The organism is Xanthomonas sp. 3793, from assembly GCF_024806835.1.
Classification (GTDB): domain Bacteria; phylum Pseudomonadota; class Gammaproteobacteria; order Xanthomonadales; family Xanthomonadaceae; genus Xanthomonas; species Xanthomonas arboricola_F.
In genome coordinates, this window is the sequence record NZ_JANTYU010000002.1 from 130,751 (window position 1) to 153,592 (window position 22,842).

The following is a 22,842-nucleotide window of genomic DNA, read 5'->3' on the forward strand; positions in this document are numbered from 1 at the left end:
ACCATGCCTGCCGTCCCATTCTCCCGTCAAGCTGGCGTCTCATCCTGGTTTGATACGGAGGCGGGGCGAAGCCTGCTCCAATCCGAGCGTCGCCTGGCGCTGGAGTCCCTGCAGCGGCGGCCATCCCAGCCCTGGTTGTGGGTGGCCCCAACCAAGGAATTGCCGCCGCGCGAGATGCTCGATGGCCGCGGCCTGCGCCTGTTTCGTAGCGCCGGACGCTTCGCGGGCGATGCGCGCTGCGCGATGCCGTTTCCGTTGCCCACCGAAAGCCTGCAGGCCATCGTGGTGCAGCATGCGGTCGTTGGCGGCGCGGCGGAATTTCTGGCCGAATGCGAGCGGCTGCTGATGCCGGGAGGCCGGCTGTGGCTGTTCACGCTCAATCCGCTGAGCCCGTACCGCTTTCATTGGGCGCGTCGCGGCCCGGTGGCATTGCGCCCGGATCGCTGGCGATCGCTGGCACAGCAGGCCGGCCTGCAGTGCGTGGAAACGGAGCGCTTCCTTGGGCCCATCTGGCGGACCGGGCGCGGTTCGTCCGATCCTGGCCGCGCTCCATGGCGCGCGGTGTATTTACTCGAAGTGGAAAAACGCGCCTCCGCACCGATCGCGCCGACGCCGATCGCGCGGCCCACGCGCTGGCCGCAACCGGTGGCCACGATCTGACCTTAGTACGCGACAACTCTGGAAGCTGATGAAATCAATTGAAGTGCATACCGACGGCTCCTGCCTCGGCAATCCGGGGCCGGGCGGTTGGGCGGCCCTGCTGCGTTACAACGGCCGCGAGAAGGAACTGGCCGGCGGTGAAGCGGTATCCACCAACAACCGCATGGAATTGATGGCCGCGATCATGGCGCTGGAGACGCTGACCGAGCCGTGCCAGATCGTGCTGCATACCGACTCGCAGTACGTGCGCCAGGGCATCACCGAGTGGATGTCCGGTTGGGTGCGGCGTGGCTGGAAAACCGCCGGCGGCGATCCGGTCAAGAACCGCGAACTGTGGGAGCGGCTGCATGCGGCCACCCAGCGCCACAGCATCGATTGGCGCTGGGTGAAGGGTCACAATGGCGACCCGGACAACGAGCGCGTCGACGTGCTTGCCCGCAATCAGGCCATCGCCCAGCGCGGCGGCGCTGCAACTGCGTAAGAGGATCCATGCGTCAGATCATTCTCGATACAGAAACCACCGGCCTGGAATGGCGCAAGGGCAACCGCGTCGTCGAAATCGGTGCAGTGGAGCTGCTGGAGCGGCGCCCGAGCGGCAACAATTTTCATCGCTATCTGAAGCCCGATTGCGACTTCGAGCCGGGCGCGCAGGAAGTCACCGGATTGACCCTGGAATTCCTGGCCGACAAACCCTTGTTCGGCGATGTGGTGGAGGAATTCCTCGCCTATATCGACGGCGCGGAGTTGATCATCCACAACGCTGCGTTCGATCTGGGCTTTCTGGATAACGAGTTGTCGCTGCTGGGCAATGGTTACGGCCGCATCGTCGACCGCGCCACCGTGGTCGACACCTTGATGATGGCGCGCGAGCGTTACCCGGGGCAGCGCAATTCGCTCGATGCCTTGTGCAAACGCCTGGGCGTGGACAACGCGCATCGCCAGCTGCACGGCGCCTTGCTCGATGCGCAGATCCTGGCCGATGTGTACATCGCGCTGACCTCGGGCCAGGAGGAGATCGGCTTTGCCAGCGCCGATGCCGGCCAGAACAGCAATGAGGACAACGGCATGATCGCGTTCGACCCCGCGTTGCTGCTGCCGCGCCCGCGCGTGATGGTGACTGCGTCGGAATCGCAGGCGCACGAGGCGCGGTTGGCGCAGCTGCGCAAGAAGGCCGGACGCGCGCTGTGGGACGCGCCTGTCGAAGAGAGCGCTGTCGCCGGCTGAAGTGGCGCTGCACCCTTGCCCGCGCCGGCAACGGGTGCAGCGCATGATCAGGACGTCGTGAGCTTCTGTCGCGCGTTCGAGGGCCGGCCTCGACGCTGTCTTGCCGTGCTCAGTAGCTACGCACCAGGATCGCGGTGATGTTGTCCGAACCGCCGCCATCCAGTGCCGCGGCGACCAGGCATTCCACGCACTCCTGTGCGCTGCAGTCCGCTTGCGACAGGGTTGCCGCAATCGCCGCATCGTCCACTTCTTCGGTCAGCCCATCGCTGCAGAGCAACAGTTGCATGCCGGATTTGAGCTCGCCCTGCATGGTGGCAACGTTGAGATGGACCGGATCGGTGACGCCCAGTGCCTGGGTCACCACGTTGCGATGCGGATGCGCACGCGCCTGCTCGCTGGTGAGCGTGCCTTGGGCGATGAGTTCCTGCACGTAACTATGGTCCTGACTCAGCTGTGCCAGGCGCCCGTCGCGCCACAGGTACGCACGGCTGTCGCCGACCCAGGCCACCTCGAAACGCTGGCCCAACACGCGTGCGGCAACCACGGTGGTGCCCATCGGCAAGGTGTCGTTGCAGTGGCGCGAGGTCTTGATGATCTCTTCGTCGGCGATGCGCACGGCCTGCGCGAGCGGGGTGCCGGCGCGGACTTCGCGCACGATGGTTTCGCGTGCCAGCGCGCTGGCGACTTCGCCGCAGGCATGTCCGCCCATGCCATCGGCCACCAGCCACAGCCCCAGTTCGCTGTCGCCGTAATAGGTGTCCTCGTTGAGGTCACGGCGCAGGCCGACGTGGGTGAGGTGTCCGAATTCGAGCATGGGGCCGGGTCGCCAGGGAGAAGATGCGTGCCAATCATCGCGGCCCGGCCGGCCAGCGGCAACAGAGCGCTCGCGCCGGTCGCAGTGCCTGTTCACGCCGCGCCGACACCCGGGCGGTGGAGCGCTGGCCCGGGCCGCTTGTGGCCTGGCGCGTGTGCCCGTATGATGCACGGCCCCAGGACACTGGGGACCATCTGGAGAGGTGGCAGAGCGGTTGAATGTACCTGACTCGAAATCAGGCAGGCGTTTATAGCGCCTCGGGGGTTCGAATCCCCCCCTCTCCGCCAGATTGAGGCAAGCAATTGCGCCAGTGGCGCGTGAGTGTTGCCGGCGTCATTGGGAGGGTGAGAAGCCCCAGGTTCGACAGGCAGCATCGCTGTCTGCACGGCGAGCCGCCCGCAGGGCAAAGGCACGCAGTGCCGGGCGAATCCCCTTCTGACGCCAGATCCCGCATCAGCCCCCGCAAGGGGGCTTTTGTTTATGTGCCGCCACCGCCCGTTGCTGCGATGGCTACAATCCGCTCGATATCCGTTGGAGGCCTGTCATGTCCGAGATCCTGGTACCCGTGTCCTTTGGCGAGCTGCTCGACAAGATCGCGATCCTGCAGATCAAGTCCGAGCGCATGAGCGACCCCGCCAAGCTGGCCAATGTGCGCAGCGAGCTGTCGGCGCTGGAGACCAGCTGGATGGCGCATCCGGCCGCCGGCCACGACATCGTGCGTCTGCGTGCCGCGCTCAAGGCCGTCAACGAGCGGCTATGGGTGATCGAGGACGACATCCGGCTCAAGGAGCAGGCGCAGAACTTCGACGACGGTTTCGTGCAGCTGGCGCGCAGCGTCTATATCGAAAACGACGAGCGCGCGCGGATCAAGAAGGAAATCAACCTGGCGCTGGGTTCTTCGTACGTGGAAGAGAAGTCCTACCAGGACTATCGCGCGACCGGCGCCTGAGTGGATTGATGCGCCAAGTGTGCCGGCACCAGCCTGCGCACTGATGCGCCGAGCCGCCTGTCTTCGCGATAGACGGCTGGTGCGATGCCGGTGACATCGGCTTGAAGGCTGGATGCCAGGCGACTTGAGTCCTGGTGCAAACGAAAAGCCGCGCGTGGTGGGCCGAACCGATCTGACGATCAGGTGGACGCCGGCGTTGGACAGGGGTTAGCGGGGATGATCGGCCCGATAGCGCTCGAACGCAGCAACTGCGTCGTCGACGGTAATCAGCGACATCACATCGTCGAACTCGATCTTGGTGCCCCAGCTGAGCTGATCGGCCGGCGTGCGCAGAAACTTGCGCGCTGCCGCGTCGTAACGGTCCACGCAATAGCGCACGTCCGAATACGGGCCGCTGCGTCGCGGATTGCTGGCCGCATGCAACCCCAGCACCTTGCTGCCCATCGCATTGGCGATATGCAGCGGGCCCGAATCCGGGGTGACCACCAGATCGGCGCGGGCGAGCAGCGCGGGAAGCTGCTTGAGCGTGTCCTTGCCGACCAGGTCCAGCAGCGGCGCGCGCGTGGTCGCCACGATGGCGTCAGCCGTGCTGCGCTCCAGTTCGCTACGTCCGCCGCACAGCACCACGCGCCAGCCCTGGGCCGCCGCATGGTCGGCAAGGGCGGCGTGGCGGTCGGGGTACCAGTTGCGCCGCACGTGGCTGGAGCAGGGCGAAATCATCAGGACCGGGCGGCCATCGTCGTCCCACTGCGCGCGCGCCCAGGCATGCGCCTGGTCGGGGACCGGCAGGTCCCAGCGCACCTGGGTCTGGCGCAGGCCCAGCGGCTCGGCGAAGCTGCCGATGGCGTCGAGGACATGGATGCCGGGGCGGTCGGCAATGCGCTCTTTGACGAACAGGCCATGCAGGTCCTTGGAGCGGCTGCGGTCGTAGCCGATGCGGCGGCGCGCCGGCACGAAGGCCGACAGCACGTTGGCGCGCAAAGCCACCTGCATCTGCAGCAGGGCATCGAAGCGACCCAGGGGCGCCAGCGACTGGCGTAGTGCGCGCATGCCGGCCACGCCGGTGCGCTTGTCGTACGCATGGAACTGCACGCCCGGCAGACCGTCGAGCAATTTCAGCCCGGCCTTGTCGATGATCCAATGCAGCTGGCTTGCCGGAAATCCCGCCTGCAAGGTGCGCACCAGCGGCACCACGTGGGTGACGTCACCCAGGGCGGACAGGCGCAGCAGGCATACCGAAGCGGGCGTAGAAGCCATGGTGTTGTTAGACTCGATAGATGGTTTCTTTCGACGCCACCGAAGCGCTGACGCCGTACCGCGAAGCTCGCGGCTATGGCGCCATTCTGTTCGACCGCGAACGGCTGCGGCAAGCCGATGCCGGGCTGTTTTCGCCGCAACGCTGGGGCGACAGGGCGCGGCCGGTCGACGAAGGCGGGCGGGGCGGTGCGTGGTTCGTGGATGCGCCGTTCGGCCGCAGCGTGTTGCGGCAGTACCTGCGCGGCGGCATGGCCGCACGCGTCAGCCGCGACCGGTATCTGTGGAAAGGTGCCGGTCGCACGCGCAGTTTTGCCGAATTCCGTTTGATGCGCGAACTGATCAAGCGCAAATTGCCGGTGCCGCGTCCGTTGGCGGCCTGCTATCTGCGCGAAGGCCTGGGCTATCGCGCGGCGTTGTTGATGGAACGGTTGGAAGACGTGCGCTCGCTGGCCGACCACGCGCAGGTGGCCGGCCGCGGTGCGCCATGGGAAGCCGCCGGGCAGTTGATCGCGCGTTTCCATCGCGCCGGCCTGGATCACGCCGATCTCAATGCGCACAACATCCTGTTCGATGCCGGCGGGCATGGCTGGATGATCGATTTCGACCGGGGCGTGCTGCGCATTCCGGCCACGCGTTGGCGCGAGCGCAATCTCAAGCGGCTGCATCGGTCGCTGTTGAAGCTGCGCGGCAGTCGCAGCCGCGAAGAGGTCGACAAGGATTACGAGCGGCTGCACCGCGCCTACGAGCTGGCCTGGGGCCGGGGCTACTGATGCAGTGGGCGTTGCGCGTGCAGGGGGTCGGCAATGCGTCGGCAGTGGCGCTTGGTTCGCCGATGGCCACGCTCGAGCGCGCTGGCGCACCGTGGCTGACCATCGACTGCGGCAGCGAAGGGCTCACCGCCTATCAGGCGCACTACGGCCAGCTGCCGCAGGCCATCTTCATCACCCATGTGCATCTGGATCATGTCGGCGGGCTGGAGCGGGTGTTCGTCGACAGCTATTTCTCCGAGCGGCGCGGGCGCACGCGCCTGTACGTGCCGGCGCCGGTGGTGCCGCTGCTGCAGCGGCGTATTGCCGACTACCCGAATGTGCTGGCCGAGGGCGGGGCGAACTTCTGGGATGCGTTCCAGCTGGTGCCGGTCGGCGATGCGTTCTGGCACGACGGGATGCGGCTGGAGGTGTTCCCGGTGCGCCACCACTGGCCGGAGACCGCCTACGGGCTGCGTCTGAAAGGCGCGCTGGTGTGGACCGGCGACACCCGGCCGATTCCGGAAATGCTGAAGCGTTACGCCGACGACAACGAGCTGATCGCGCATGACTGCGGCGTTCACGGCAACCCGTCGCATACTGGCGTGGATGACCTGGAGCGGGAATATCCGCAGGACCTGTTGACCCGCATGCTGCTGTACCACTACGCCAGCGACGCCGACGGCCACGTGCTGCGCGCACGCGGCCATCGCGTCGCCGTGCCCGGGCAACACCTGGCACTGGCGGACCCGACCGCCGACACGGTGCGCTGATGGGCGCCTTGTCGCTGCCGACCCTGACCGGCGCCCCGATGCAGGACCGTTACGGCCGCCCGCTGCGCGATCTGCGCCTTTCGGTGATAGAAGCCTGCAATTTCCGCTGTGGCTATTGCATGCCGGCCGACCGCGTGCCCGACGATTATGGCTTCGACGCGCAACAGCGCCTGAGCTTCGATCAGTTGGAAACGCTGGTGCGGGCGTTCGTGTCGGTGGGCGTCACCAAGGTGCGCCTGACCGGCGGCGAGCCGCTGCTGCGTCGCGATCTGCCGACCTTGATTGCGCGGCTCACCGCCATCGAAGGGATCGAGGACCTGGCGCTTACCACCAATGGCGCCTTGCTCGCGCGCCAGGCCGAGGCGCTGCGCCAGGCCGGGCTGCGGCGCATCACGGTGAGCATGGATGCATTGGAGACGGCGCTGTTCAAGCACATGAGCGGCGATCGCGGCGACATCGCGCAGGTCCTGGCCGGCATCGCTGCCGCCGAGCAGGCCGGCTTCACGCGGCTGAAGATCAATTGCGTGGTGCAGCGTGGCGTCAATGAGGATCAGGTGTTGCCGCTGGTGGAACACTTCCGTGGCACCGGGCATGTGCTGCGCTTCATCGAATTCATGGACGTGGGCAGCTGCAACGGCTGGACCCCGGATGCGGTCGTGAGCTCGGCGCAGTTGCACGCGCGCATTCACGCGCGCTGGCCGCTGATGGCGCTGGATGCCAATTACACCGGCGAAGTTGCGCAACGCCATGCGTTTGTCGACGGCGCGGGCGAGGTGGGTTTCGTCAGTTCGGTCAGCGTGCCGTTCTGCGGCGATTGCCAGCGCGCCCGCGTATCGGCCGACGGGCATCTGTACACCTGCCTGTTCGCCAGCCAGGGCCACGATCTCAAGCCGGCCTTGGCCGACGGTGAGCAAGGCCTGGCCACGCACTTGCGTCAACGCTGGAGCATGCGCGGCGACCGCTACAGCGAGGTGCGTGCATCCGCCGCACCGCGGCGTGGCAAGCCGGTCGAGATGTTCCTGATCGGCGGGTGAGCGCCTGTGCGCTGCTGACGCAGTTGCGTGGCTTGGAGCTGCGTCTGCTGGATCCGCAGCTGCGTCGCTCGGTGCCGGAGGAGCTGGAGGCACTGCTGGAGCCGGCGTTCATCGAGTTTGGTGCCTCGGGCCGGCGCTATGCACGTGAAGAGGTCATCGCTGCATTGACCACCAGTGCGGCGGCTGCCGATTACGTGGCCGACGGCTTCGTCTGCGTGCTGTTGGCCCCGCAGCTGCACTATCGCACCCGTGCGCACGCCGACGGCGTCGTGCGGTGTGCCTTGCGCAGTTCGTTATGGCGCCTGGACGGTGCGTGCCGGCGGATGTTGTTCCATCAAGCCACCACGTTCACCGACAATCCCGCATCCTGACATCCTGTTTTCGTGCCGCCTCCCATGCCAGCAAAGACCACTTCCGCACGCCTCACCCACCTGGATGATGCCGGGCTGCCCACCATGGTGGACGTCTCGGGCAAGCAGGTCACCGCACGTAGTGCCACGGCAAGCAGCCGGGTGCGGTTTCCTGCCGCGGTGGCGGCGCAACTGCGCACCAATGGCTTGCGCAGCGCCAAGGGTGGCATCGTCGAGACGGCGGTGATCGCCGGCACCATGGCCGTCAAGCGCACGCATGAGCTGATTCCGTTCTGCCATCCATTGCCGATCGATGCCTGCCGTTTCGAGATCGACTGGGCAGGCGAGCAGGTGCTGGAGATTCACTGCACCGTGCGCTGCGTGCATCGCACCGGCGTGGAGATGGAAGCGCTGACCGGTGCCAGCGTGGCAGCGCTGACGATCTACGACATGTGCAAGGCGTTATCGCATGCTATGACGATCGGGCCGACAAAATTGCTGTCCAAGCGGGGCGGCAAGCGCGATATCGGAGCGGCGCAATGACGGCAACGGTAACGGTGTTGTATTTCGCCAGTCTGCGCGAAGCAGCCGGGATCGCCGACGAGCGCGTGCGATCCGGCGCGCCGGACCTGTGTGGCCTGTATGCCGAACTCGATGCGCGGCACCGCCTGCGCTGGACGCCTGCGCAGTTGCGTGTTGCCGTCGATGGCGCATTCGCGCGCTGGGACGATGCACTGCGCGATGGCAGCGAAGTGGTGTTTATTCCGCCAGTGTCGGGAGGTTGAGCGTGAGCGATGATGTCGTAGCCGTCTTTGCGCTTTCCGATGTGCCATTGCCGGTGGAGCAGTTGCGCTCCGGCGCAGCGCATCCGCAGGCCGGTGCGTTCGCCAGTTTCGAAGGCTGGGTGCGCAATCACAACGAAGGCCGTGGCGTGGCCGGGTTGCGCTATGAAGCCTATGCCGCGCTGGCGCAGGCCGAAGGCCAGCGCGTGCTCGACGAAGCGTCGCGCCGGTTCGCCATCGTGCATGCGCACTGCGTGCATCGGGTGGGCGAGCTGCAGATCGGCGACATGGCGGTCTGGGTGGGCGTCAGTGCGGCGCATCGTGGCGCTGCGTTCGACGCGTGCCGCTACATCATCGACGAGGTCAAGGCGCGCGTGCCGATCTGGAAGCACGAGCACTACCTGGAAGGCGACGCGGGTTGGCTGCATCCCGAGGCGCAGTGAGGTTCTCGGTCGCAATGACCTGTGCAACAACGTGTCTGCACTGGCGCGCTGCGCTGCAGGTTTGACCGGCGCCATCGCGTTCGATCGCGCCGCGTCTTCGACCCCGCCGCGTCAAAGCCGGTCTGCGTGATCCATGAAGGTTCCGCAGCTACCTTGAAACGCGTAAGGCAGATGGTCTGCGAGCCGAGACTTGCCTGAAGGATGGGAGTGTCCCGCAGGTTGACCTCGGCGCTGCATCGATCGATAACCGACGGGCGGAACCATCGTCCATCGTGGAAATGCCTGATCCATTTAAGACTGTCAGCCATAACGGACGAAGATCTTGGGCATGGCGCAGGCGCATTCGTGATGCTGCCGCTGCAGGCAACGACACGTGGCTGGAACATCGACCGGGTCGATCCAGCGCGTGCACAGACAAGTAGGGTGGTGTCCCCGCCGGTTGACCTCGGCGCCCGCATCAATCGATACCGTTGCTGCCTTCCGGCCCTGGCGGGATTTTCGATCTAGCGTCGCGAGGGACCGACGGGGCCACCATAAGACGTGGGCCACTGGCATGGCCCTGCGATTTGCGGCATTGGTGTCATTGCGCAAATCATGAAACTGGCGGAGAGAGGGGGATTCGAACCCCCGAAGCGCGGTTTAGACGCTTACACACTTTCCAGGCGTGCTCCTTCAACCACTCGGACACCTCTCCGTACCTGTACGACCGGGGTCTAACAGGGCCGCAGATTCTAGCGGTCGCCGGCCCGTACCACAAGCTGAATCTTCCCGGCGCGGCCGGTGAGACGCGCCGTGGCACAATATCGGCTCAGAACAAGCTGGTTGCCCGATGTCTTATCTCGTTCTCGCCCGCAAGTGGCGCCCGAAGCGTTTTGCCGAGCTCGTGGGCCAGGAACACGTGGTCCGCGCGCTCACCAACGCGCTCGACAGCGGGCGCGTGCACCACGCGTTCTTGTTCACCGGCACCCGCGGCGTGGGCAAGACCACCATCGCGCGCATTTTCGCCAAGTCGCTGAACTGCGAGACCGGCACCAGCGCCGACCCGTGTGGCATCTGTCCGGCCTGCCTGGACATCGATGCCGGCCGCTACATCGATCTGCTGGAAATCGACGCCGCGTCCAACACCGGCGTGGACGATGTGCGCGAGGTGATCGAGAACGCGCAATACATGCCCTCGCGCGGCAAGTTCAAGGTCTACCTGATCGACGAAGTGCACATGCTCTCCAAGGCGGCGTTCAACGCGCTGCTCAAAACCCTGGAAGAGCCGCCGGAACACGTGAAGTTCCTGCTCGCCACCACCGACCCGCAAAAGCTGCCGGTGACGGTGTTGTCGCGCTGCCTGCAGTTCAACCTCAAGCGCCTGGACGAGGACCAGATCCAGGGCCAGATGACCCGGATCCTGACCGCCGAGGAAATCGAGTCGGATCCGTCGGCGATCGTGCAGCTGTCCAAGGCGGCCGATGGCTCCCTGCGCGACGGCTTGTCGCTGCTGGATCAGGCGATCGCCTATGCCGGCGGTGCGCTGCGCGAGGATGTCGTGCGCACGATGCTGGGTACGGTGGACCGCACCCAGGTCGGGGCGATGCTGCAGTCGCTGGCCGACGGCGATGGCGCGCGCCTGCTGCAAGTGGTTGCAGCACTAGCGGAATTTTCGCCGGACTGGAGCGGGGTGCTGGAAGCCCTGGCCGAGGCCCTGCACCGCGTGCAGGTGCAGCAATTGGTGCCGTCGGTGGCGTTCGTCGGCGACGGTATCGACCCGACGCCGTTCGCGGCACAGCTGCGACCGGAAGTGGTGCAGCTGTGGTACCAGATGGCACTCAACGGGCGTCGCGATCTGTATCTGGCGCCGAGCCCGCGCGCCGGTTTCGAGATGGCAGTGCTGCGCATGCTGGCATTCCGCCCCGCTGCGGCAGTGCCGGCGGGAAGCAGCGACGATGGACGCGGCGCCAGCACCGGCGGCGGCGCACGCACGGCCGCTGCGGGCGTGCAGGCGGCGGCACCGGCGACGGCTGCGGCGGTAGTGCCTGCCAAGCCGGTCGAAGTGGTTGAAGCATTACCGGGTGCAGGGACTGCTGCGGCACCGGTGGCTACGGCAACGTCCGCTTCGACATCGGCACCAATCCCAACATCCGCACCAACACCAACGGCAGCAGCAGTCGCCGCGGCACCGGCACCGGTTGTGGTGCTTCCCGCGCCGGATGCGTTGGCTGATAGTCGCTCGTCCGCCGCTGCGCGCACCGACGATACGCCGCCTTGGGCGGTGGACGATGCGCCGGTGCGTACGCATGCTGCGCCGGTGGCCGACACGGCAGTCGTGCTTGCGCCCGAGTCTGCAATGGCGCCGCCGCCGGAAGCCGCTGCCGCGGCGCCGATCACGGCGATACCCGAACTCGTGCCTACGATTGCAGGTGCCGCTGCTCCCGTATCGGCAGAGATGGCTGCAGAGGCGTCCTCTGTGGCTGCGCCCGCCGAGGCGTCGCCAGCTTCAGCACCGTCATCCGTGTCTGCACCCGGCAACGAGTCTGGCACGCTGATCGACGACGGCCGCATTGCCGACGCCGAACAATGGCTAGAGCTGGTCACCCGTAGCGGATTGAACGGCCCGTCGCGCCAGCTCGCGGCCAATGCCGCCTTCATCGGCCATCGCGATGGCGTGCTGCGGCTGGCGTTGGCGCCAGGCTTCGAATATCTCAACTCCGAGCGCTCCATCGCCAACCTTGCGCAGGCACTGGCGCCGGTTCTAGGAAACACGCCGCGCATCGTGATCGAAACCGGCAGCGCCGATGTCGAGACCTTGCACGAGCGTGCCAACCGGCAGAAAGGCGAGCGCCAGAGCGCAGCCGAAACCGCCTTCATGAACGACCCGAATGTGCAGCAGCTGATCCAGCAGCAGGGCGCGCGGGTGGTTCCCGATTCCATCCGCCCTTACGACGAGTAACGACCCATGCGTGGAAACATTGCCCAATTGATGCAGCAGGCGCAGAAGATGCAGGAAAACCTGCAGCGCGCCCAGGAAGAACTGGCCAAGCTGGAAGTCACCGGCACCGCTGGCGGCGGCATGGTCAGCGTGACACTGACCGGGGCCAAGGAGTGCCGCAAGGTGCGGATCGACCCCAGCATCCTCTCCGACCAGGAAATGGCCGAGGACCTGATCGCCGCCGCCTTCAACGACGCCTCCAACAAGATCGACGCCGAGTCCAAGGACCGCATGGGTTCGGCTACTGCCGGCATGCAGCTGCCGCCGGGCATGAAGTTGCCGTTCTGAGCGAGGGGATTAGGGATTCGCCAGAAGCGGGGTTTGCTTCTGCATTTGCGAATCCCGAATCTCCAATGCCCAATCCCGGCCACTCAATGTCCTCTCTTCTCGAACAACTGATCGAGGCCTTCCGGGTATTGCCGGGTGTCGGCCAGAAATCGGCGCAGCGCATGGCCTACCACGTGCTCGAGCGCGAGCGCGAGGGTGGGCGTCGTTTGGCCGCAGCGCTGGGCAATGCGGTGGAAAAGGTCGGGCATTGCGTGCAGTGCCGCGACTTCACCGAGTCCGAGATCTGCGCGATCTGTGCCAACAGCAGTCGCGATCGTCAGCAGCTGTGCGTGGTGGAATCGCCGGCCGATCGCCTGGCGATCGAGCACGCCACCGGCTACCGCGGCGTGTACTTCATCCTGCAGGGGCGCCTGTCGCCGCTGGATGGCATCGGCCCGCGCGAGCTGGGGCTGGACCAACTCGGCGAACGCCTGGCTGCCGGCGAAATCACCGAAATGATCATCGCCACCAACGCCACCGTGGAGGGCGAGGCCACCGCGCATTACCTGGCGCAGCTGGCGCGCCAGCATGGCGTGCGCCCCAGCCGGCTCGCGCAAGGCATGCCGCTGGGCGGCGAGCTGGAATACGTGGACCGCGGCACCCTGTCGCACGCCTTCGGCACCCGCGGTGAGGTGCTTTGAGGGCGGGGATTGGAGAGTCGGGATTGGAGAGTCGGGATTGGGGATTGGCAAAAGCCGGTCGGCGCGCGCGGTAAGCTCTTGCCAATCCCCAATCCCCAATCCCCAATCCCGACTCATGACCGACACCATCTTCAGCAAGATCATCCGTCGCGAAATCCCTGCCACCATCGTCTATGAAGACGACGAGGTGCTGGGCTTTGAAGACATCGCGCCGCAGGCGCCGGTGCATGTGCTCTTCATCCCCAAGCAGCACGCCATTCCCACCCTGGACGATGTGCCGCCGGAGCAGGCGTTGCTGGTCGGCAAGTTGGCGCTCGCCGCTGCTGCATACGCGCGTGAGCAGGGCCTGGCGCAGGACGGCTACCGCATCGTGATGAATTGCCGCGAGCATGCCGGGCAGACGGTGTTCCATATTCATCTGCATCTGCTGGCCGGTGCCCCGCTGGGCCGCTTCGGCACGCCCTGACGGCATCGCTGGGCATTGCCATCGATGTGAGCGGACCGGTCGTTGAGTGGCAAGGATAGGCCGGGGGCGAGCATGCTCGATCGCCCATCTGCTGCGGCCACACGACGATGCGCATCAGCAGGCACTCGCGCCAGTGCAGCCGCTGTCACAGTAGGGGGGGGCGCAGCGCGGGACCGGCGGTTACAGATTCAGCACGAGCGCGTTGGTATCGACGGCCTAGCCACAGAAACAAAAACGCCGCTCCTTCAAGAGCGGCGTTTTGCATCACAGCTGACTCAGCGATTGCTTACCACCAGCCGCGGCCCCAGCCCCAGCCGCCGCCCCAGCGCGGACCCCACGGGTCGCCCCACGGGCCGTACGGGTAAGCCGGAATCACGTCCACGTCGCGCACTTCCGGCCACAGATAGACCACGTCTGCCGCCACCTTGGGCAGCTTGTAGTCGTACTCGCCGATCTTGGTGGTCTCGTAGCCCTCGATCTTGCCGATGAAGGTGACTTCGCGGCCGGGTTCGAACACTGCCGGGTCGTAGAAGCCTGCACGGCACGCCAGGAAGCGGCCATCGCTGGCATCCACGGCATTGCGATCCGGACGGCCGCTGGCGTTGAGTGGGCGCGAAATCAGCTCAAAGCAGGTCTGGCCCTGGCCAGGCTTGGTCTGGATGATCTTGCCGCCCCAGCGCACCGAGGTGCCGAGTTGTGCGCTGGCAGTGGAGTCGCTCGGGCTGACCGTGGGGAACTGGCCCTGCAGCGGCTTGGGCGCGGTGGCGCAGGCTGCGAGCCCGAGCACAGCGACAATGGGAAAAAGAAAGCGGGTGCTCATGAGGAAACTCCGGTTCGCGGGCGATGCTGCTGCAGATCTTTAAGGAGTGAGGCGCTGTCCGAATCGGCGCCAGCGTAGCGCGCGGCAGCGAAACGTTGGCTGAGTGCCAACAGTGTGGTGTCGGGGTGGGTGCGGGCGACGCGTTGCGCCCAGGCAATGGCCGGTTCGTGCGGTTCGCGGGCAAGGCCCAGCTTGCCGTAACGCCGGCCCAGACGATGCCAGGCACGCAGCAGCGGATCACGCTCGCGTTCGCCGCGCGCCAGCAACCAGCTCATCCACGCCAGTGCACCGACTGCGAACACCCCGAAGATGGCGGCCAGCTGGGTGGGCTCCAGGCGCTCGATGCCCAGCGGCTGCAGCAGCCGTTGTTGGCGGTCGGCATTGAAGGACAGCACCAGATCGTTCCAGCCGCGGCGCAGCCAGTCGCCGACCTGGCTCAGGCCGGCCCAGGTGCCGAGCTGGGCGAAGTTGTTGCCATCGGTCTGCAGGCGATCTTCCAGCGTGTCGTAGATGCGTTCGGGCGCCACGGCGGCAGTCGGGTCCACCCGCACCCAGCCGCGACCGGCCAGCCATACCTCGGTCCAGGCATGCGCATCCATGCGGCGCACCACCCAGTAGTTGCCCAGCCCGTTGTAGGTGCCGCCGGCATAGCCGGTGACCACGCGTGCGGGGATGCCTGCGGCACGCATCAGCACCACGAACGAGGAGCTGAAGTGCTCGCAAAACCCGGCCTTCTGCTGGAACAGGAACTCATCCACGCTGTTGCGGCCAAGCAGTGGCGTATCCAGGGTGTAGGCGAATTCGCGGGTGATCCACCCCAGTGCGCGCTGCACGACGGCATCGTCGTTGTTGCCGGCGTCGGCCCGCCATTGCCTGGCGAGCGCGACGGTGCGCGGATTGAAGCTGGGTGGCAGCGCGAGTGCGCGCTTGCGCAACTGCTCGGGCAGGTCGGTATCGAAACGTGCCGGTGGCGCCGATTGCAGCTCCCAGCGGGTCAGTGCGCTCAATGGCCGCTGCGCGAACAGTTCGTAATCGGGCGACAGCTCGGCGCTGGCGACGCCCTGGGTCGGCAGGTCCAGCGACACCAGCTGGCGACGGTCGGTGGGCTCGTAATCCAGTCGGTACCGATAGGTCTGCGGGCCGGGTGTGACCGATGCGGGTTGTCCGCGACCGGTCCAGCGCGCGCGCTGCCAGGTGCGGCCGTCGAAATCCCACATCACCGGCCCGCGCCAGTAGCGCTGCTGCGGCGGCGGCGCCTTGCCGGTGAACTGCACGCGCAGCGCCGGGCTGTCGTCGGCCATCAGGTCGATCCATTCGCCCGGCGACATGTTGTCCGACAGGCCGGGCCGCGACAGCGCGCGCTCGGGCACGCCCCACAGCGGCGAACTCAGGCGCGGCAGCAACCAGAACGTGGCCATGGCCAGCGGCACGCCGATGGCCACCAGCTTGCCGATCCCGCGCAACTGCAGGCGCAGCCCAGGGGTGCTGGTGCGATGTTCTTCGTCGGCCAGCCGCTGCATGCTGAGCAGTGCGCTGACCACTGCCAGCAACGCCAGCCCCATCGTCGCCGGCCCCTGGTCGAGCAGAAACGCCGCGAACGGGGCGAACAACGCAAAGCCGAGCAGGCTGCGCGCATCGCGCAAGGTGCGCAGCTCGGAGGCCTTGATCGCCAGCATCGACGCCAGCACCGCGCAGCCGGTATCGCGGCCGAAGCGCATGCCGATCTGCCAGTACACCGCCGCCAGCATCGCGATCACCAGCAACACCCGCACCGGCGCCATCACGGTGCCGCGCCAGCTCAGCACGCCGACCAGGACCGCGGCCACCGCGATAGTGGTGGCAAGCAGGCCAGGCAACTGCAACAGCAGCGGCGCCAGGGCCAGCCAGCTGGTGGCCAGCACCCAGCCGCGGCTGGCCTGATTGATCGGAAGGGGCGGCTCAGTCATGGGGAAGCAGCGCCAGGGCGCGCAGGCACAGGTGGTGGTGGGACGGACCTTGTGCAGGCCCCAGTGGCGGCTGGCCCGGCAGCAGCAGGCGGTAACGCCGCCCGTCGCGTTCGGCCAGATTCACCCAGCGGGCAAGCCGCGCGATGCGGCGTTCGTACGGCAGTGCGTGCAGCGCACGCCAGTCCAGCGTGACTTCGATGCCCAGCGGCTGTTCGTATTCGCGTACCAGCAGGCTGTCGCGGCGCGCCGAGTGCTTCCAGGAAATCGTGCGTGGCGCATCGCCGGCGCGGTACGGACGCAGCTGATGCAGTTCTTCGCCTTGCGCATGCAGGCGGGTCTGGTTGGGCGAGCCTGCGCCCTCGGGCAATGCCGGGCCCTGTTCTTCGGGCTTGGGATAGGCCAGCAGCGGGGTTTCCGGCCACACCCACGACCAGGCGCGCACCAGCCCCAGTGGCTGGGTGCTGGACAACCGGATGCGTTCGATGTCCTGCCAGCCGCGCCGCTCGGTAGGTACAAGCAGGTCGATCTCGGCCATATCGTGCTCGACCAGCGAGCAGAAACCGCTGCTTTGCAGATGGTCCAGTCGCAGCCCCCGTCGCACGCGGGTATCGCGACGTGCCAACGACACCCGCATCCGCAGCGGCTCGCCGGCCACCACAGGTTCGGCCGAGACCGCTTCTATGCGCAGCGCCGACAACTGCAGGTGCGCCATGATGCTGCTGGCGATCCCGGCGGTGGCCAGCAGCAGGGCCAGCAGCAAGGCCGGGTTGTTGTTGTAGTTCAACGCGCCCAGCAGCATCGCCAGCAGCAGGGCGGTGACGAACAACCCGAAGCGGGTCGGCAACACATAGATGCGCCGCCGATCCAGCACGATCGGCAACGCTTCCGCTCCCCGCGGACGGGCCAGCAGGCTGAGCCGGCGGCCGATGCCGCGCAAGAGTGCACGCACCTGTGTCAGTCCACCGGCACGCTGTGCAGGAGCGCCTTTGCCAGCGCCGGCCCGGAGGACGATTCTGCTTCCGGCACCAGCCGATGACCGGCCACTGCCACGAACAGCGCCTGCACGTCTTCCGGCAGCACGTGCTCGCGCCCGAGCAGCAGCGCATACGCCTTGGCGGCACGCAGCAGCGCGATGCCGGCACGCGGTGACAGGCCCACGCGCACCCCGGCATGCTGGCGGCTGCGCAACAGCAGCGCCTGTACATAGCCGATCAAGGCGTCGCTGGTATGGATCTGGTTGACCACCGCACGCAGCGCGACCACGTCGGTATCGCTGAGCTGCGGTGCGGCCTGGGCGATCAGCTCGCGGCGGTCCACCCCGGAGAGCAACGCGCGCTCGGCATCGGCGCTGGGGTAGCCCAGGCTCAGCCGCAGCAGGAAGCGATCCAGTTGCGAGTCCGGCAACGGAAACGTGCCCGACAGGTCGACCGGATTCTGCGTGGCAATCACGAAGAACGGTTCCGGCAAGGCGTGGGTCACACCATCCAGGGTGACCTGTTGTTCGGCCATCGCCTCCAGCAGCGAACTCTGCGTGCGCGGCGGGGCGCGATTGATTTCGTCGGCCAGCAGCACGTTGGTGAACACTGGGCCGGGATGGAACTGGAACTGGCGCGAGGCGGCATCGTAGACCGACACACCCAGCACATCGGCCGGCAACAGGTCCGAGGTGAACTGTACGCGCTGGAAGCCCAAGCCCAGGCTGGAGGCCATCGCGTGGGCGAGGGTGGTCTTGCCCAGGCCGGGCAGGTCTTCGATCAGCAGATGTCCGCCGGACAGCAGCGCCACGAACGCCAGCCGCACTTCCTGCGCCTTGCCCAGCAGCAGCGAATTGACCTGGTCTTGCGCGCGCCGCAGCGATTGACGCAGCGCATCGGTTAGCATTTCCGTGGAACGCAGCGGTGTCGACATCACAATTCCGTAGGTGAAAGAAGAGTGCACAGGGCAATGCAGGGGGACCAACGCGCACATCGCACCTTCGTGATCCTGTGGACACTGGCGACGGCCGTCAAGCTGTTGATTGCCGCGCGGTTGCCGCTGTTCGTCGACGAGGCGTTTTACTGGCAGGAAGGCCAGCACCTGGCTGCGGCGTATTCGGATCTGCCGGGTATGACCGCCTGGCTGGCGCGGCTGGGTGTGGAGGCCGGCGGCCACCACCTGTTGGCGCTGCGCCTGCCGTTTCTGGCCATCGCCGCGCTGCTGCCGTGGCTGGTTGCGCACATCGCCACCCGCTGGTTTGGCTCCACCCTGGGCTGGCAGGCCGGCAGCCTGACGCTGCTGATGCCGCTGTCGGCCACGCTGGGCATCCTGGCCGTGCCCGACGTGCCGATGGCCCTGGCAGCGGTGCTGTGCATGGACGCTGGCGCACGCCTGCTGCGCGAGGTCGATGCCACCAGCGCGCTGGAGCTGGCGATCGGTCTGGTGATCGGCGCGCTCAGTCATTACCGCTTCGTCGGCGTGATCGGCGTGGGCTGCATCGCGCTGCTGTGCATCCCGCAAGGGCGTGCGGTGCTGCGCGACCCGCGCATCTGGCTGGCGCTGACGGTCGGAGCGGTGAGCTGGCTGCCGCTGCTGTTCTGGAATACCGACCACGACGAGGCAGGGCTGCGCTTTCAACTGGTCGACCGGCATCCGTGGCGGTTCCAGATCGGCGGACTGTGGTTCCTGCTGATCCAGACGGTGGCGGTGACGCCGTTGTTGGCCTGGGCCATGCTCAAGGTGGCCCAGGCCGGCACGCGTTCCGGCGGCGGGTCGCGCGCGCAATGGCGGTATTTCGGATTGCTGGGCGGCATCTCGACCGTGGCGATCTTCGTGCTCGGCTTCTTCAGCGATGCCGAGCGGATCAGTTTCCACTGGCCGCTGCCTGGCTATCTGGCGTTGCTGGTGGCGGTGCCGGTGATCCTGTTGCGTTGGCCGCTTCCGGTGCGCCGTGCCGCATGGCTGCTTGCGCTGCTCGGCACGCTGGGGGCTTACGGCTACTACCTGGCGGTGTCGGTGCCGTCGATCCGCGCGCATGCGGCCGGCGAAAAATACTACCCGCGCAATTTCGCCGGCTGGAACGATCTGGCGCGCGCGGTCAAACGTCAGCTGGCGCAGCTGCCGCCGGGCACGCGGGTGCTGGCAGAGAACTTCAAGGTGGGCGCCGAGCTTGGTTTTCAGTTGCACGATGCGCAGATCGAGGTATTGCGTGCCGACTTGAACGACAAGCACGGGCGCAGCGCGCAATTGCAGCAATGGGGCCTGCTCAGCGACGGACGCCGCGATGGCCCACGTCTGCTGGTGCTGTCGCCCAGCGATCAGCGTTACCGCGACCTGCTCAAGCGCTATCACGCCATCTGCGACATGGTCGGCCCGTTGCCACCGCCCACGGTGGTGTCCACCGATCACGGGTATCAACGTTTTCTGCTGTTCGCACTGTCGGCGCAACGCGCTCCCGGGCCGTGCATCGCCCCGGCGATGGCCTGGATCGACACGCCGCTGCCGGATGTGCGCGTGTCCGGCCAGGTCCAGGTGCGTGGTTGGGCGTTCAAGGACGGTATCGGCCTGGCCGATGTGGAGCTGCTCCTCGATGGCCGTGCGGTCGCGCGAGCCGACTACGGCAGCCCGATGGATGTCCGTCCGTACTGGAAGATCTCCACCGACCCGCAGCATCCCAACGTCGGCTTCTCCGCCACGCTCGATACGCGCGCGCTGCCACCCGGCACGCATTGGTTGGGCCTGCGCCTGCACGGCCGCGACGGCAGCGTCGAGGACTGGTGGGAGCAGCCTGTCACCGTTTCCACACCTTAGATCACGCAATGACCGACACCATGACTGTTGTCCCTCCCGTGCCTGTGCCCCGGATCCGAATCGCCGTGCTGGTGCCCTGCCATAACGAGGCGGCGACGGTCGCCTCGGTGGTCGCTGCATTTGCTGCTGCCTTGCCGGGCGCGGCGATCCATGTGCTGGACAACAATTCCAGCGATGCCACTGCGGCGATCGCGGCGGCGTCGGGCGCGCAGGTGAGTCGCGTGGCGCTGCAGGGCAAGGGCAATGTGGTGCGGCGTGGATTTGCCGATGTGGAAGCGGACATTTATGTGCTGGTCGATGGCGATGCCACTTACGATGCGGCTGCCGCACCGGTGCTGGTGCACAAGCTGATCGACGAGCGCCTGGACATGGTGGTCGGGGCGCGGCGCGATCAGCAGCAGTCCGCGTATCGGCCCGGTCATCGCGTCGGCAACGTGTTGCTGACGCGTTGCGCGGGGCTGCTGTTCGGTCGCAGCTTCGACGACATGCTGTCTGGCTATCGGGTGTTCTCGCGGCGCTACGTCAAATCCTTCGCTGCGCATGCGCACGGATTCGAAACCGAAACCGAACTGGCCGTGCACGCATTGCAGTTGCGTATGCCGGTGGCCGAGGTCGAAACCGCCTACGGCGTGCGCCCGGAAGGCTCGCAAAGCAAGTTGAACACCTGGCGCGACGGCTGGCGCATCCTCACCACCATCGCCAAGCTGTTCAAGGCCGAGCGGCCGTTGTTGTTCTTCTCGGTGGGCTTTATTGCCTGTGCCCTGGCTTCGGTGGGGTTGGCGATCCCGTTGTTTGAAACCTACGCCCAGACTGGCCTGGTTCCGCGCTTTCCCACCGCCATCCTGTGCGTGGCGCTGATGCTGCTGGGGTTCTTGCTGCTGGCCTGCGGGTTGATCCTGGATACCGTCACCCGTGGACGCATCGAAGCCAAGCATCTGGCCTATCTTGCCGAGCCCTTGCTGGGGCCGGAGGGGCGTCGATGAGTGCCCTGCTCGCGCGCGTCTACGCCGGCGCTGCGGCATCCGGACCGGCGCGCGCGATCGCCCGCTTGTTGCACTGGGCCGATCCCCGCTTCGCTTTTCGGCGCCCAGCCAACGTGGTCGCTGCGGTGACCGTCGTTGCGCTGCTAGGTGGCCTGGTGGCGTTGTGTCTTGGACAGGATGCGAACTGGGACCTGCGCAATTACCACGTCTATAACGGCTATGCGTGGTGGCACGGCCGTCTGACCCAGGATCTGGCCCCGGCGCAATTGCAGAGCTACTTCAATCCGGCGCTGGATATCGTCCAGTACGGGCTGCTGACAGGTTGGCCCGGGCCGTTGGCCGGCGCGTTGATGGGCGTACTGCATGCAATGGTGTTCGTGCCGGTGGCGGCAATTGCCTGGTATGTGCTGGACGCAGACTCCCAGCGCGCCCGCCTGGCCCCGCTGTTGGCGCTGGCTGGCCTGTGCAGCGCGGCATTCCTTTCCGAATTTGCCAACACCATGGGCGATGCGAGCACCGCGCTACCGTTGCTGGCGGCGCTGGCACTGGTGATGCGCGCGCAGCGCCGACAACAGGCCGGTAGCGCGCTTGCCGCCGGTCATTGGCTGCTCGCCGGGCTCTTGCTTGGTCTTGCCGTGGCGTGCAAGTTGACCAATGCGCCCTATGCAGTGGCATTGGCCTGTGCGGCGCTCTGCGCCGGTGGACGGCTGCGCGCACGGGCGCTTGGCGTGGTGAGCATGGCGCTGGCGGCGTTGCTGGTCTTTGCCCTGATCGCCGCACCCTGGTATCTGCGGGTCTGGGAGCAGTTCGGCAATCCCTTGTTTCCGCAGTTCAATGGCGTGTTTCACGCGCCGCTCGCGCAACCTGTCTCGCTCGGTGATACCCGTTGGCTGCCGCGTGGTGTGGGCGAATGGTTGGCGTGGCCGCTTGTACTGACCTTCAACCCCTGGCGGGTCAGTGAAATTGCGCTGTTTCAATGCATCTGGGCGCTGCTTTATCTGGCCGTGCTGGGAATCGTGGGGCGTGCGCTATGGCGCAGGTCTTTGCCCGTTCCCGGCTGGAATGCACAGGCCACTACGTTGTTGGTGTTTGTCGGCGTGGGTTATCTGCTCTGGCAGGGTATGTTTTCGATTCATCGCTACCTAACGGCGCTGGAACTGCTGGCGCCGTTGGCACTCTGGCTCTGCTGCCAGCGGCTGTTTGCCGCCGCCCAAGCCCGCACGGTGGCGGCCTGCCTGGTGCTCTTCAGTGCGGTGATCGCGCTCGGAGGCTGGAACGACTGGGGTCATGAATCCTGGGCACGGCACAGCATCCAGGTGCAGTCACCACCGATCGATGCGCCAGCGACCAGTACCGTGTTACTGGTCGGAAATCAGCCGCAGGCATGGCGGATTGCGTTGCTTGCGCCAGCGGCGCGTTATGTCGGTGTAGCCAGCAACCTTGCCGAGTCGGATGCCTATCGGGCCCGCGTACGCGCGCTGGTGGCCGAGCGCCCGCAGCTGTATGCGTTATGGGATGCCACGCAGGACAAGCAGGGTCCGCGCGTGGAACGGATGAATCGGTGGGCGCGGCGCCTGGGATTGAGCACTCAGCCGGAATGCACCCAATTGCGATGGCTGATGGCGCATGGCTTGCGAGCCGAACTCGATGCATCCCGGCCCGGACTGTGTGAGTTGCGCGTTCCCGAGCATAAGGCGATGGAACTGGTCGCTGCCGATCGCCGTCTGCTGGAGCAGGCGCAACAACAGTTGCTTGTCTATGGGGTAAAACTGGATCCGGCCAGCTGTCGCAGGCTTTCTTCGCAAATCGGGCAGGGGGAGTATCCCTACCAGTTCTGCAGGCTCGATCGATGAGACCAGTGACA

At 66.5% G+C, this 22,842-nt stretch carries 24 protein-coding genes, 2 tRNA genes and 1 other RNA gene; 19 read left to right on the forward strand and 8 right to left on the reverse strand.

Features of this window, described 5'->3' with window-relative positions; genetic code table 11:
- Window positions 1-3 precede the first annotated feature (3 nt).
- From FHY18_RS06890 to dnaQ, 3 genes are read left to right on the forward strand one after another with little or no spacing between them, the layout of a single operon-like run.
- Window positions 4-660, forward strand: coding sequence for a hypothetical protein (locus FHY18_RS06890; RefSeq protein ID WP_259153030.1), 657 nt, complete (start codon window positions 4-6; stop codon window positions 658-660).
- Between the two features lie 28 nt (window positions 661-688).
- On the forward strand, window positions 689-1,141 hold the full coding sequence (gene rnhA, locus FHY18_RS06895; protein ID WP_039424918.1) for a ribonuclease HI: 453 nt from the start codon (window positions 689-691) through the stop codon (window positions 1,139-1,141).
- Between the two features lie 8 nt (window positions 1,142-1,149).
- Window positions 1,150-1,884 (forward strand): DNA polymerase III subunit epsilon, encoded by a 735-nt coding sequence (gene dnaQ, locus FHY18_RS06900; protein ID WP_259153031.1) that lies wholly within the window; start codon window positions 1,150-1,152, stop codon window positions 1,882-1,884.
- A 109-nt stretch (window positions 1,885-1,993) separates the two neighbouring features.
- On the opposite strand, the gene FHY18_RS06905 is transcribed toward dnaQ, so the two are convergent.
- The gene (locus FHY18_RS06905; protein ID WP_259153032.1) at window positions 1,994-2,698 is read right to left on the reverse strand and encodes a PP2C family serine/threonine-protein phosphatase; all 705 of its coding nucleotides are present in this window, start codon (window positions 2,696-2,698) and stop codon (window positions 1,994-1,996) included.
- 196 nt (window positions 2,699-2,894) lie between these two features.
- On the opposite strand from FHY18_RS06905, the gene FHY18_RS06910 reads away from it, so the two are divergent.
- Both FHY18_RS06910 and FHY18_RS06915 read left to right on the forward strand, forming a co-directional pair.
- Window positions 2,895-2,985 (forward strand) — tRNA-Ser (locus tag FHY18_RS06910).
- Window positions 2,986-3,242: 257 nt separating this feature from the next.
- Window positions 3,243-3,647, forward strand: a complete 405-nt coding sequence (locus FHY18_RS06915; RefSeq protein ID WP_259153033.1) for a DUF6165 family protein — start codon at window positions 3,243-3,245, stop codon at window positions 3,645-3,647.
- Window positions 3,648-3,854: 207 nt separating this feature from the next.
- On the opposite strand, the gene FHY18_RS06920 is transcribed toward FHY18_RS06915, so the two are convergent.
- Entirely contained in the window at window positions 3,855-4,904 is a 1,050-nt protein-coding gene (locus tag FHY18_RS06920) for a glycosyltransferase family 9 protein (RefSeq protein ID WP_259153034.1), read from the reverse strand.
- 20 nt (window positions 4,905-4,924) lie between these two features.
- Between FHY18_RS06920 and FHY18_RS06925 the strand changes: the two genes are divergently transcribed.
- Genes FHY18_RS06925 through FHY18_RS06955 form a run of 7 tightly spaced genes read left to right on the forward strand, consistent with a single transcriptional unit; the run spans window position 4,925 to window position 9,032 of the window.
- On the forward strand, window positions 4,925-5,674 hold the full coding sequence (locus tag FHY18_RS06925; protein WP_259153035.1) for a 3-deoxy-D-manno-octulosonic acid kinase: 750 nt from the start codon (window positions 4,925-4,927) through the stop codon (window positions 5,672-5,674).
- On the forward strand, window positions 5,674-6,423 hold the full coding sequence (locus FHY18_RS06930; RefSeq protein WP_259153036.1) for an MBL fold metallo-hydrolase: 750 nt from the start codon (window positions 5,674-5,676) through the stop codon (window positions 6,421-6,423). Before FHY18_RS06925 ends, FHY18_RS06930 begins: the two co-directional genes overlap by 1 nt.
- Window positions 6,423-7,457 carry a GTP 3',8-cyclase MoaA gene (moaA, locus tag FHY18_RS06935; protein ID WP_259153038.1) on the forward strand — a complete coding sequence of 345 codons (1,035 nt, stop codon included), beginning with the start codon at window positions 6,423-6,425 and terminating at the stop codon, window positions 7,455-7,457. Before FHY18_RS06930 ends, moaA begins: the two co-directional genes overlap by 1 nt.
- Window positions 7,454-7,828 (forward strand): nuclear transport factor 2 family protein, encoded by a 375-nt coding sequence (locus tag FHY18_RS06940; RefSeq protein ID WP_259153040.1) that lies wholly within the window; start codon window positions 7,454-7,456, stop codon window positions 7,826-7,828. The genes moaA and FHY18_RS06940 overlap by 4 nt, the downstream gene beginning before the upstream one ends.
- Window positions 7,829-7,852: 24 nt before the next feature.
- A complete protein-coding gene (gene moaC / locus FHY18_RS06945) occupies window positions 7,853-8,350 on the forward strand; it encodes a cyclic pyranopterin monophosphate synthase MoaC (protein ID WP_259153042.1) in 498 nt (165 codons plus the stop codon).
- Window positions 8,347-8,592 carry a MoaD/ThiS family protein gene (locus tag FHY18_RS06950; protein ID WP_259153046.1) on the forward strand — a complete coding sequence of 82 codons (246 nt, stop codon included), beginning with the start codon at window positions 8,347-8,349 and terminating at the stop codon, window positions 8,590-8,592. Before moaC ends, FHY18_RS06950 begins: the two co-directional genes overlap by 4 nt.
- A complete protein-coding gene (locus FHY18_RS06955; RefSeq protein ID WP_259153047.1) occupies window positions 8,589-9,032 on the forward strand; it encodes a molybdenum cofactor biosynthesis protein MoaE in 444 nt (147 codons plus the stop codon). The genes FHY18_RS06950 and FHY18_RS06955 overlap by 4 nt, the downstream gene beginning before the upstream one ends.
- Before the next feature lie 429 nt (window positions 9,033-9,461).
- Here FHY18_RS06955 and ffs read toward each other — a convergent pair.
- An RNA gene (gene ffs / locus FHY18_RS06960) (signal recognition particle sRNA small type) lies at window positions 9,462-9,558 on the reverse strand.
- Between the two features lie 75 nt (window positions 9,559-9,633).
- Window positions 9,634-9,726, reverse strand: a tRNA-Ser gene (locus FHY18_RS06965).
- 135 nt (window positions 9,727-9,861) lie between these two features.
- On the opposite strand from FHY18_RS06965, the gene dnaX reads away from it, so the two are divergent.
- From dnaX to FHY18_RS06985, 4 genes are all read left to right on the forward strand, one after another.
- Window positions 9,862-11,970, forward strand: coding sequence for a DNA polymerase III subunit gamma/tau (gene dnaX, locus FHY18_RS06970; RefSeq protein ID WP_259153050.1), 2,109 nt, complete (start codon window positions 9,862-9,864; stop codon window positions 11,968-11,970).
- Between the two features lie 6 nt (window positions 11,971-11,976).
- On the forward strand, window positions 11,977-12,297 hold the full coding sequence (locus FHY18_RS06975; RefSeq protein ID WP_005913896.1) for a YbaB/EbfC family nucleoid-associated protein: 321 nt from the start codon (window positions 11,977-11,979) through the stop codon (window positions 12,295-12,297).
- Window positions 12,298-12,383: 86 nt separating this feature from the next.
- Window positions 12,384-12,977 (forward strand): recombination mediator RecR, encoded by a 594-nt coding sequence (gene recR / locus FHY18_RS06980; protein ID WP_259153064.1) that lies wholly within the window; start codon window positions 12,384-12,386, stop codon window positions 12,975-12,977.
- A gap of 115 nt (window positions 12,978-13,092) precedes the next feature.
- A complete protein-coding gene (locus tag FHY18_RS06985) occupies window positions 13,093-13,443 on the forward strand; it encodes a histidine triad nucleotide-binding protein (protein ID WP_058562265.1) in 351 nt (116 codons plus the stop codon).
- A gap of 286 nt (window positions 13,444-13,729) precedes the next feature.
- Here FHY18_RS06985 and FHY18_RS06990 read toward each other — a convergent pair whose 3' ends face one another.
- Genes FHY18_RS06990 through FHY18_RS07005 form a run of 4 tightly spaced genes read right to left on the reverse strand, consistent with a single transcriptional unit; the run spans window position 13,730 to window position 18,117 of the window.
- Entirely contained in the window at window positions 13,730-14,263 is a 534-nt protein-coding gene (locus tag FHY18_RS06990; protein WP_259153067.1) for a Slp family lipoprotein, read from the reverse strand.
- Window positions 14,260-16,209, reverse strand: a complete 1,950-nt coding sequence (locus FHY18_RS06995; protein ID WP_259153068.1) for a DUF3488 and transglutaminase-like domain-containing protein — start codon at window positions 16,207-16,209, stop codon at window positions 14,260-14,262. Before FHY18_RS06995 ends, FHY18_RS06990 begins: the two co-directional genes overlap by 4 nt.
- Window positions 16,202-17,158, reverse strand: coding sequence for a DUF58 domain-containing protein (locus FHY18_RS07000; RefSeq protein ID WP_259153069.1), 957 nt, complete (start codon window positions 17,156-17,158; stop codon window positions 16,202-16,204). Before FHY18_RS07000 ends, FHY18_RS06995 begins: the two co-directional genes overlap by 8 nt.
- A gap of 5 nt (window positions 17,159-17,163) precedes the next feature.
- Window positions 17,164-18,117 (reverse strand): MoxR family ATPase, encoded by a 954-nt coding sequence (locus tag FHY18_RS07005; RefSeq protein WP_101363571.1) that lies wholly within the window; start codon window positions 18,115-18,117, stop codon window positions 17,164-17,166.
- A 36-nt stretch (window positions 18,118-18,153) separates the two neighbouring features.
- On the opposite strand from FHY18_RS07005, the gene FHY18_RS07010 reads away from it, so the two are divergent.
- The 3 genes from FHY18_RS07010 to FHY18_RS07020 are packed head-to-tail and all read left to right on the forward strand — an operon-like array spanning window position 18,154 to window position 22,831.
- Entirely contained in the window at window positions 18,154-19,995 is a 1,842-nt protein-coding gene (locus FHY18_RS07010; protein WP_259153070.1) for a glycosyltransferase family 39 protein, read from the forward strand.
- An 8-nt stretch (window positions 19,996-20,003) separates the two neighbouring features.
- Window positions 20,004-20,978, forward strand: coding sequence for a glycosyltransferase (locus FHY18_RS07015; protein WP_259153071.1), 975 nt, complete (start codon window positions 20,004-20,006; stop codon window positions 20,976-20,978).
- Window positions 20,975-22,831: a glycosyltransferase 87 family protein gene (locus tag FHY18_RS07020; protein WP_259153072.1), complete on the forward strand. Its 1,857-nt coding sequence runs from the start codon at window positions 20,975-20,977 to the stop codon at window positions 22,829-22,831. The genes FHY18_RS07015 and FHY18_RS07020 overlap by 4 nt, the downstream gene beginning before the upstream one ends.
- Window positions 22,832-22,842: the final 11 nt, after the last annotated feature.

Coding starts and splice junctions, on each gene's coding strand:
- FHY18_RS06975 (WP_005913896.1), top strand. CDS start 11,977: ATGCGTGGAAACATTGCCCAATTGATGCAGCAGGCGCAGAAGATGCAG.
- FHY18_RS06890 (WP_259153030.1), top strand. CDS start 4: ATGCCTGCCGTCCCATTCTCCCGTCAAGCTGGCGTCTCATCCTGGTTT.
- dnaQ (WP_259153031.1), top strand. CDS start 1,150: ATGCGTCAGATCATTCTCGATACAGAAACCACCGGCCTGGAATGGCGC.
- dnaX (WP_259153050.1), top strand. CDS start 9,862: ATGTCTTATCTCGTTCTCGCCCGCAAGTGGCGCCCGAAGCGTTTTGCC.
- FHY18_RS07010 (WP_259153070.1), top strand. CDS start 18,154: ATGCAGGGGGACCAACGCGCACATCGCACCTTCGTGATCCTGTGGACA.
- FHY18_RS06985 (WP_058562265.1), top strand. CDS start 13,093: ATGACCGACACCATCTTCAGCAAGATCATCCGTCGCGAAATCCCTGCC.
- moaA (WP_259153038.1), top strand. CDS start 6,423: ATGGGCGCCTTGTCGCTGCCGACCCTGACCGGCGCCCCGATGCAGGAC.
- FHY18_RS06915 (WP_259153033.1), top strand. CDS start 3,243: ATGTCCGAGATCCTGGTACCCGTGTCCTTTGGCGAGCTGCTCGACAAG.
- FHY18_RS06925 (WP_259153035.1), top strand. CDS start 4,925: ATGGTTTCTTTCGACGCCACCGAAGCGCTGACGCCGTACCGCGAAGCT.
- rnhA (WP_039424918.1), top strand. CDS start 689: ATGAAATCAATTGAAGTGCATACCGACGGCTCCTGCCTCGGCAATCCG.
- FHY18_RS07005 (WP_101363571.1), bottom strand. CDS start 18,117: ATGTCGACACCGCTGCGTTCCACGGAAATGCTAACCGATGCGCTGCGT.
- FHY18_RS06905 (WP_259153032.1), bottom strand. CDS start 2,698: ATGCTCGAATTCGGACACCTCACCCACGTCGGCCTGCGCCGTGACCTC.
- FHY18_RS06990 (WP_259153067.1), bottom strand. CDS start 14,263: ATGAGCACCCGCTTTCTTTTTCCCATTGTCGCTGTGCTCGGGCTCGCA.
- FHY18_RS07020 (WP_259153072.1), top strand. CDS start 20,975: ATGAGTGCCCTGCTCGCGCGCGTCTACGCCGGCGCTGCGGCATCCGGA.
- FHY18_RS06930 (WP_259153036.1), top strand. CDS start 5,674: ATGCAGTGGGCGTTGCGCGTGCAGGGGGTCGGCAATGCGTCGGCAGTG.
- FHY18_RS07015 (WP_259153071.1), top strand. CDS start 20,004: ATGACCGACACCATGACTGTTGTCCCTCCCGTGCCTGTGCCCCGGATC.
- FHY18_RS06920 (WP_259153034.1), bottom strand. CDS start 4,904: ATGGCTTCTACGCCCGCTTCGGTATGCCTGCTGCGCCTGTCCGCCCTG.
- FHY18_RS06950 (WP_259153046.1), top strand. CDS start 8,347: ATGACGGCAACGGTAACGGTGTTGTATTTCGCCAGTCTGCGCGAAGCA.
- recR (WP_259153064.1), top strand. CDS start 12,384: ATGTCCTCTCTTCTCGAACAACTGATCGAGGCCTTCCGGGTATTGCCG.
- FHY18_RS06995 (WP_259153068.1), bottom strand. CDS start 16,209: ATGACTGAGCCGCCCCTTCCGATCAATCAGGCCAGCCGCGGCTGGGTG.
- moaC (WP_259153042.1), top strand. CDS start 7,853: ATGCCAGCAAAGACCACTTCCGCACGCCTCACCCACCTGGATGATGCC.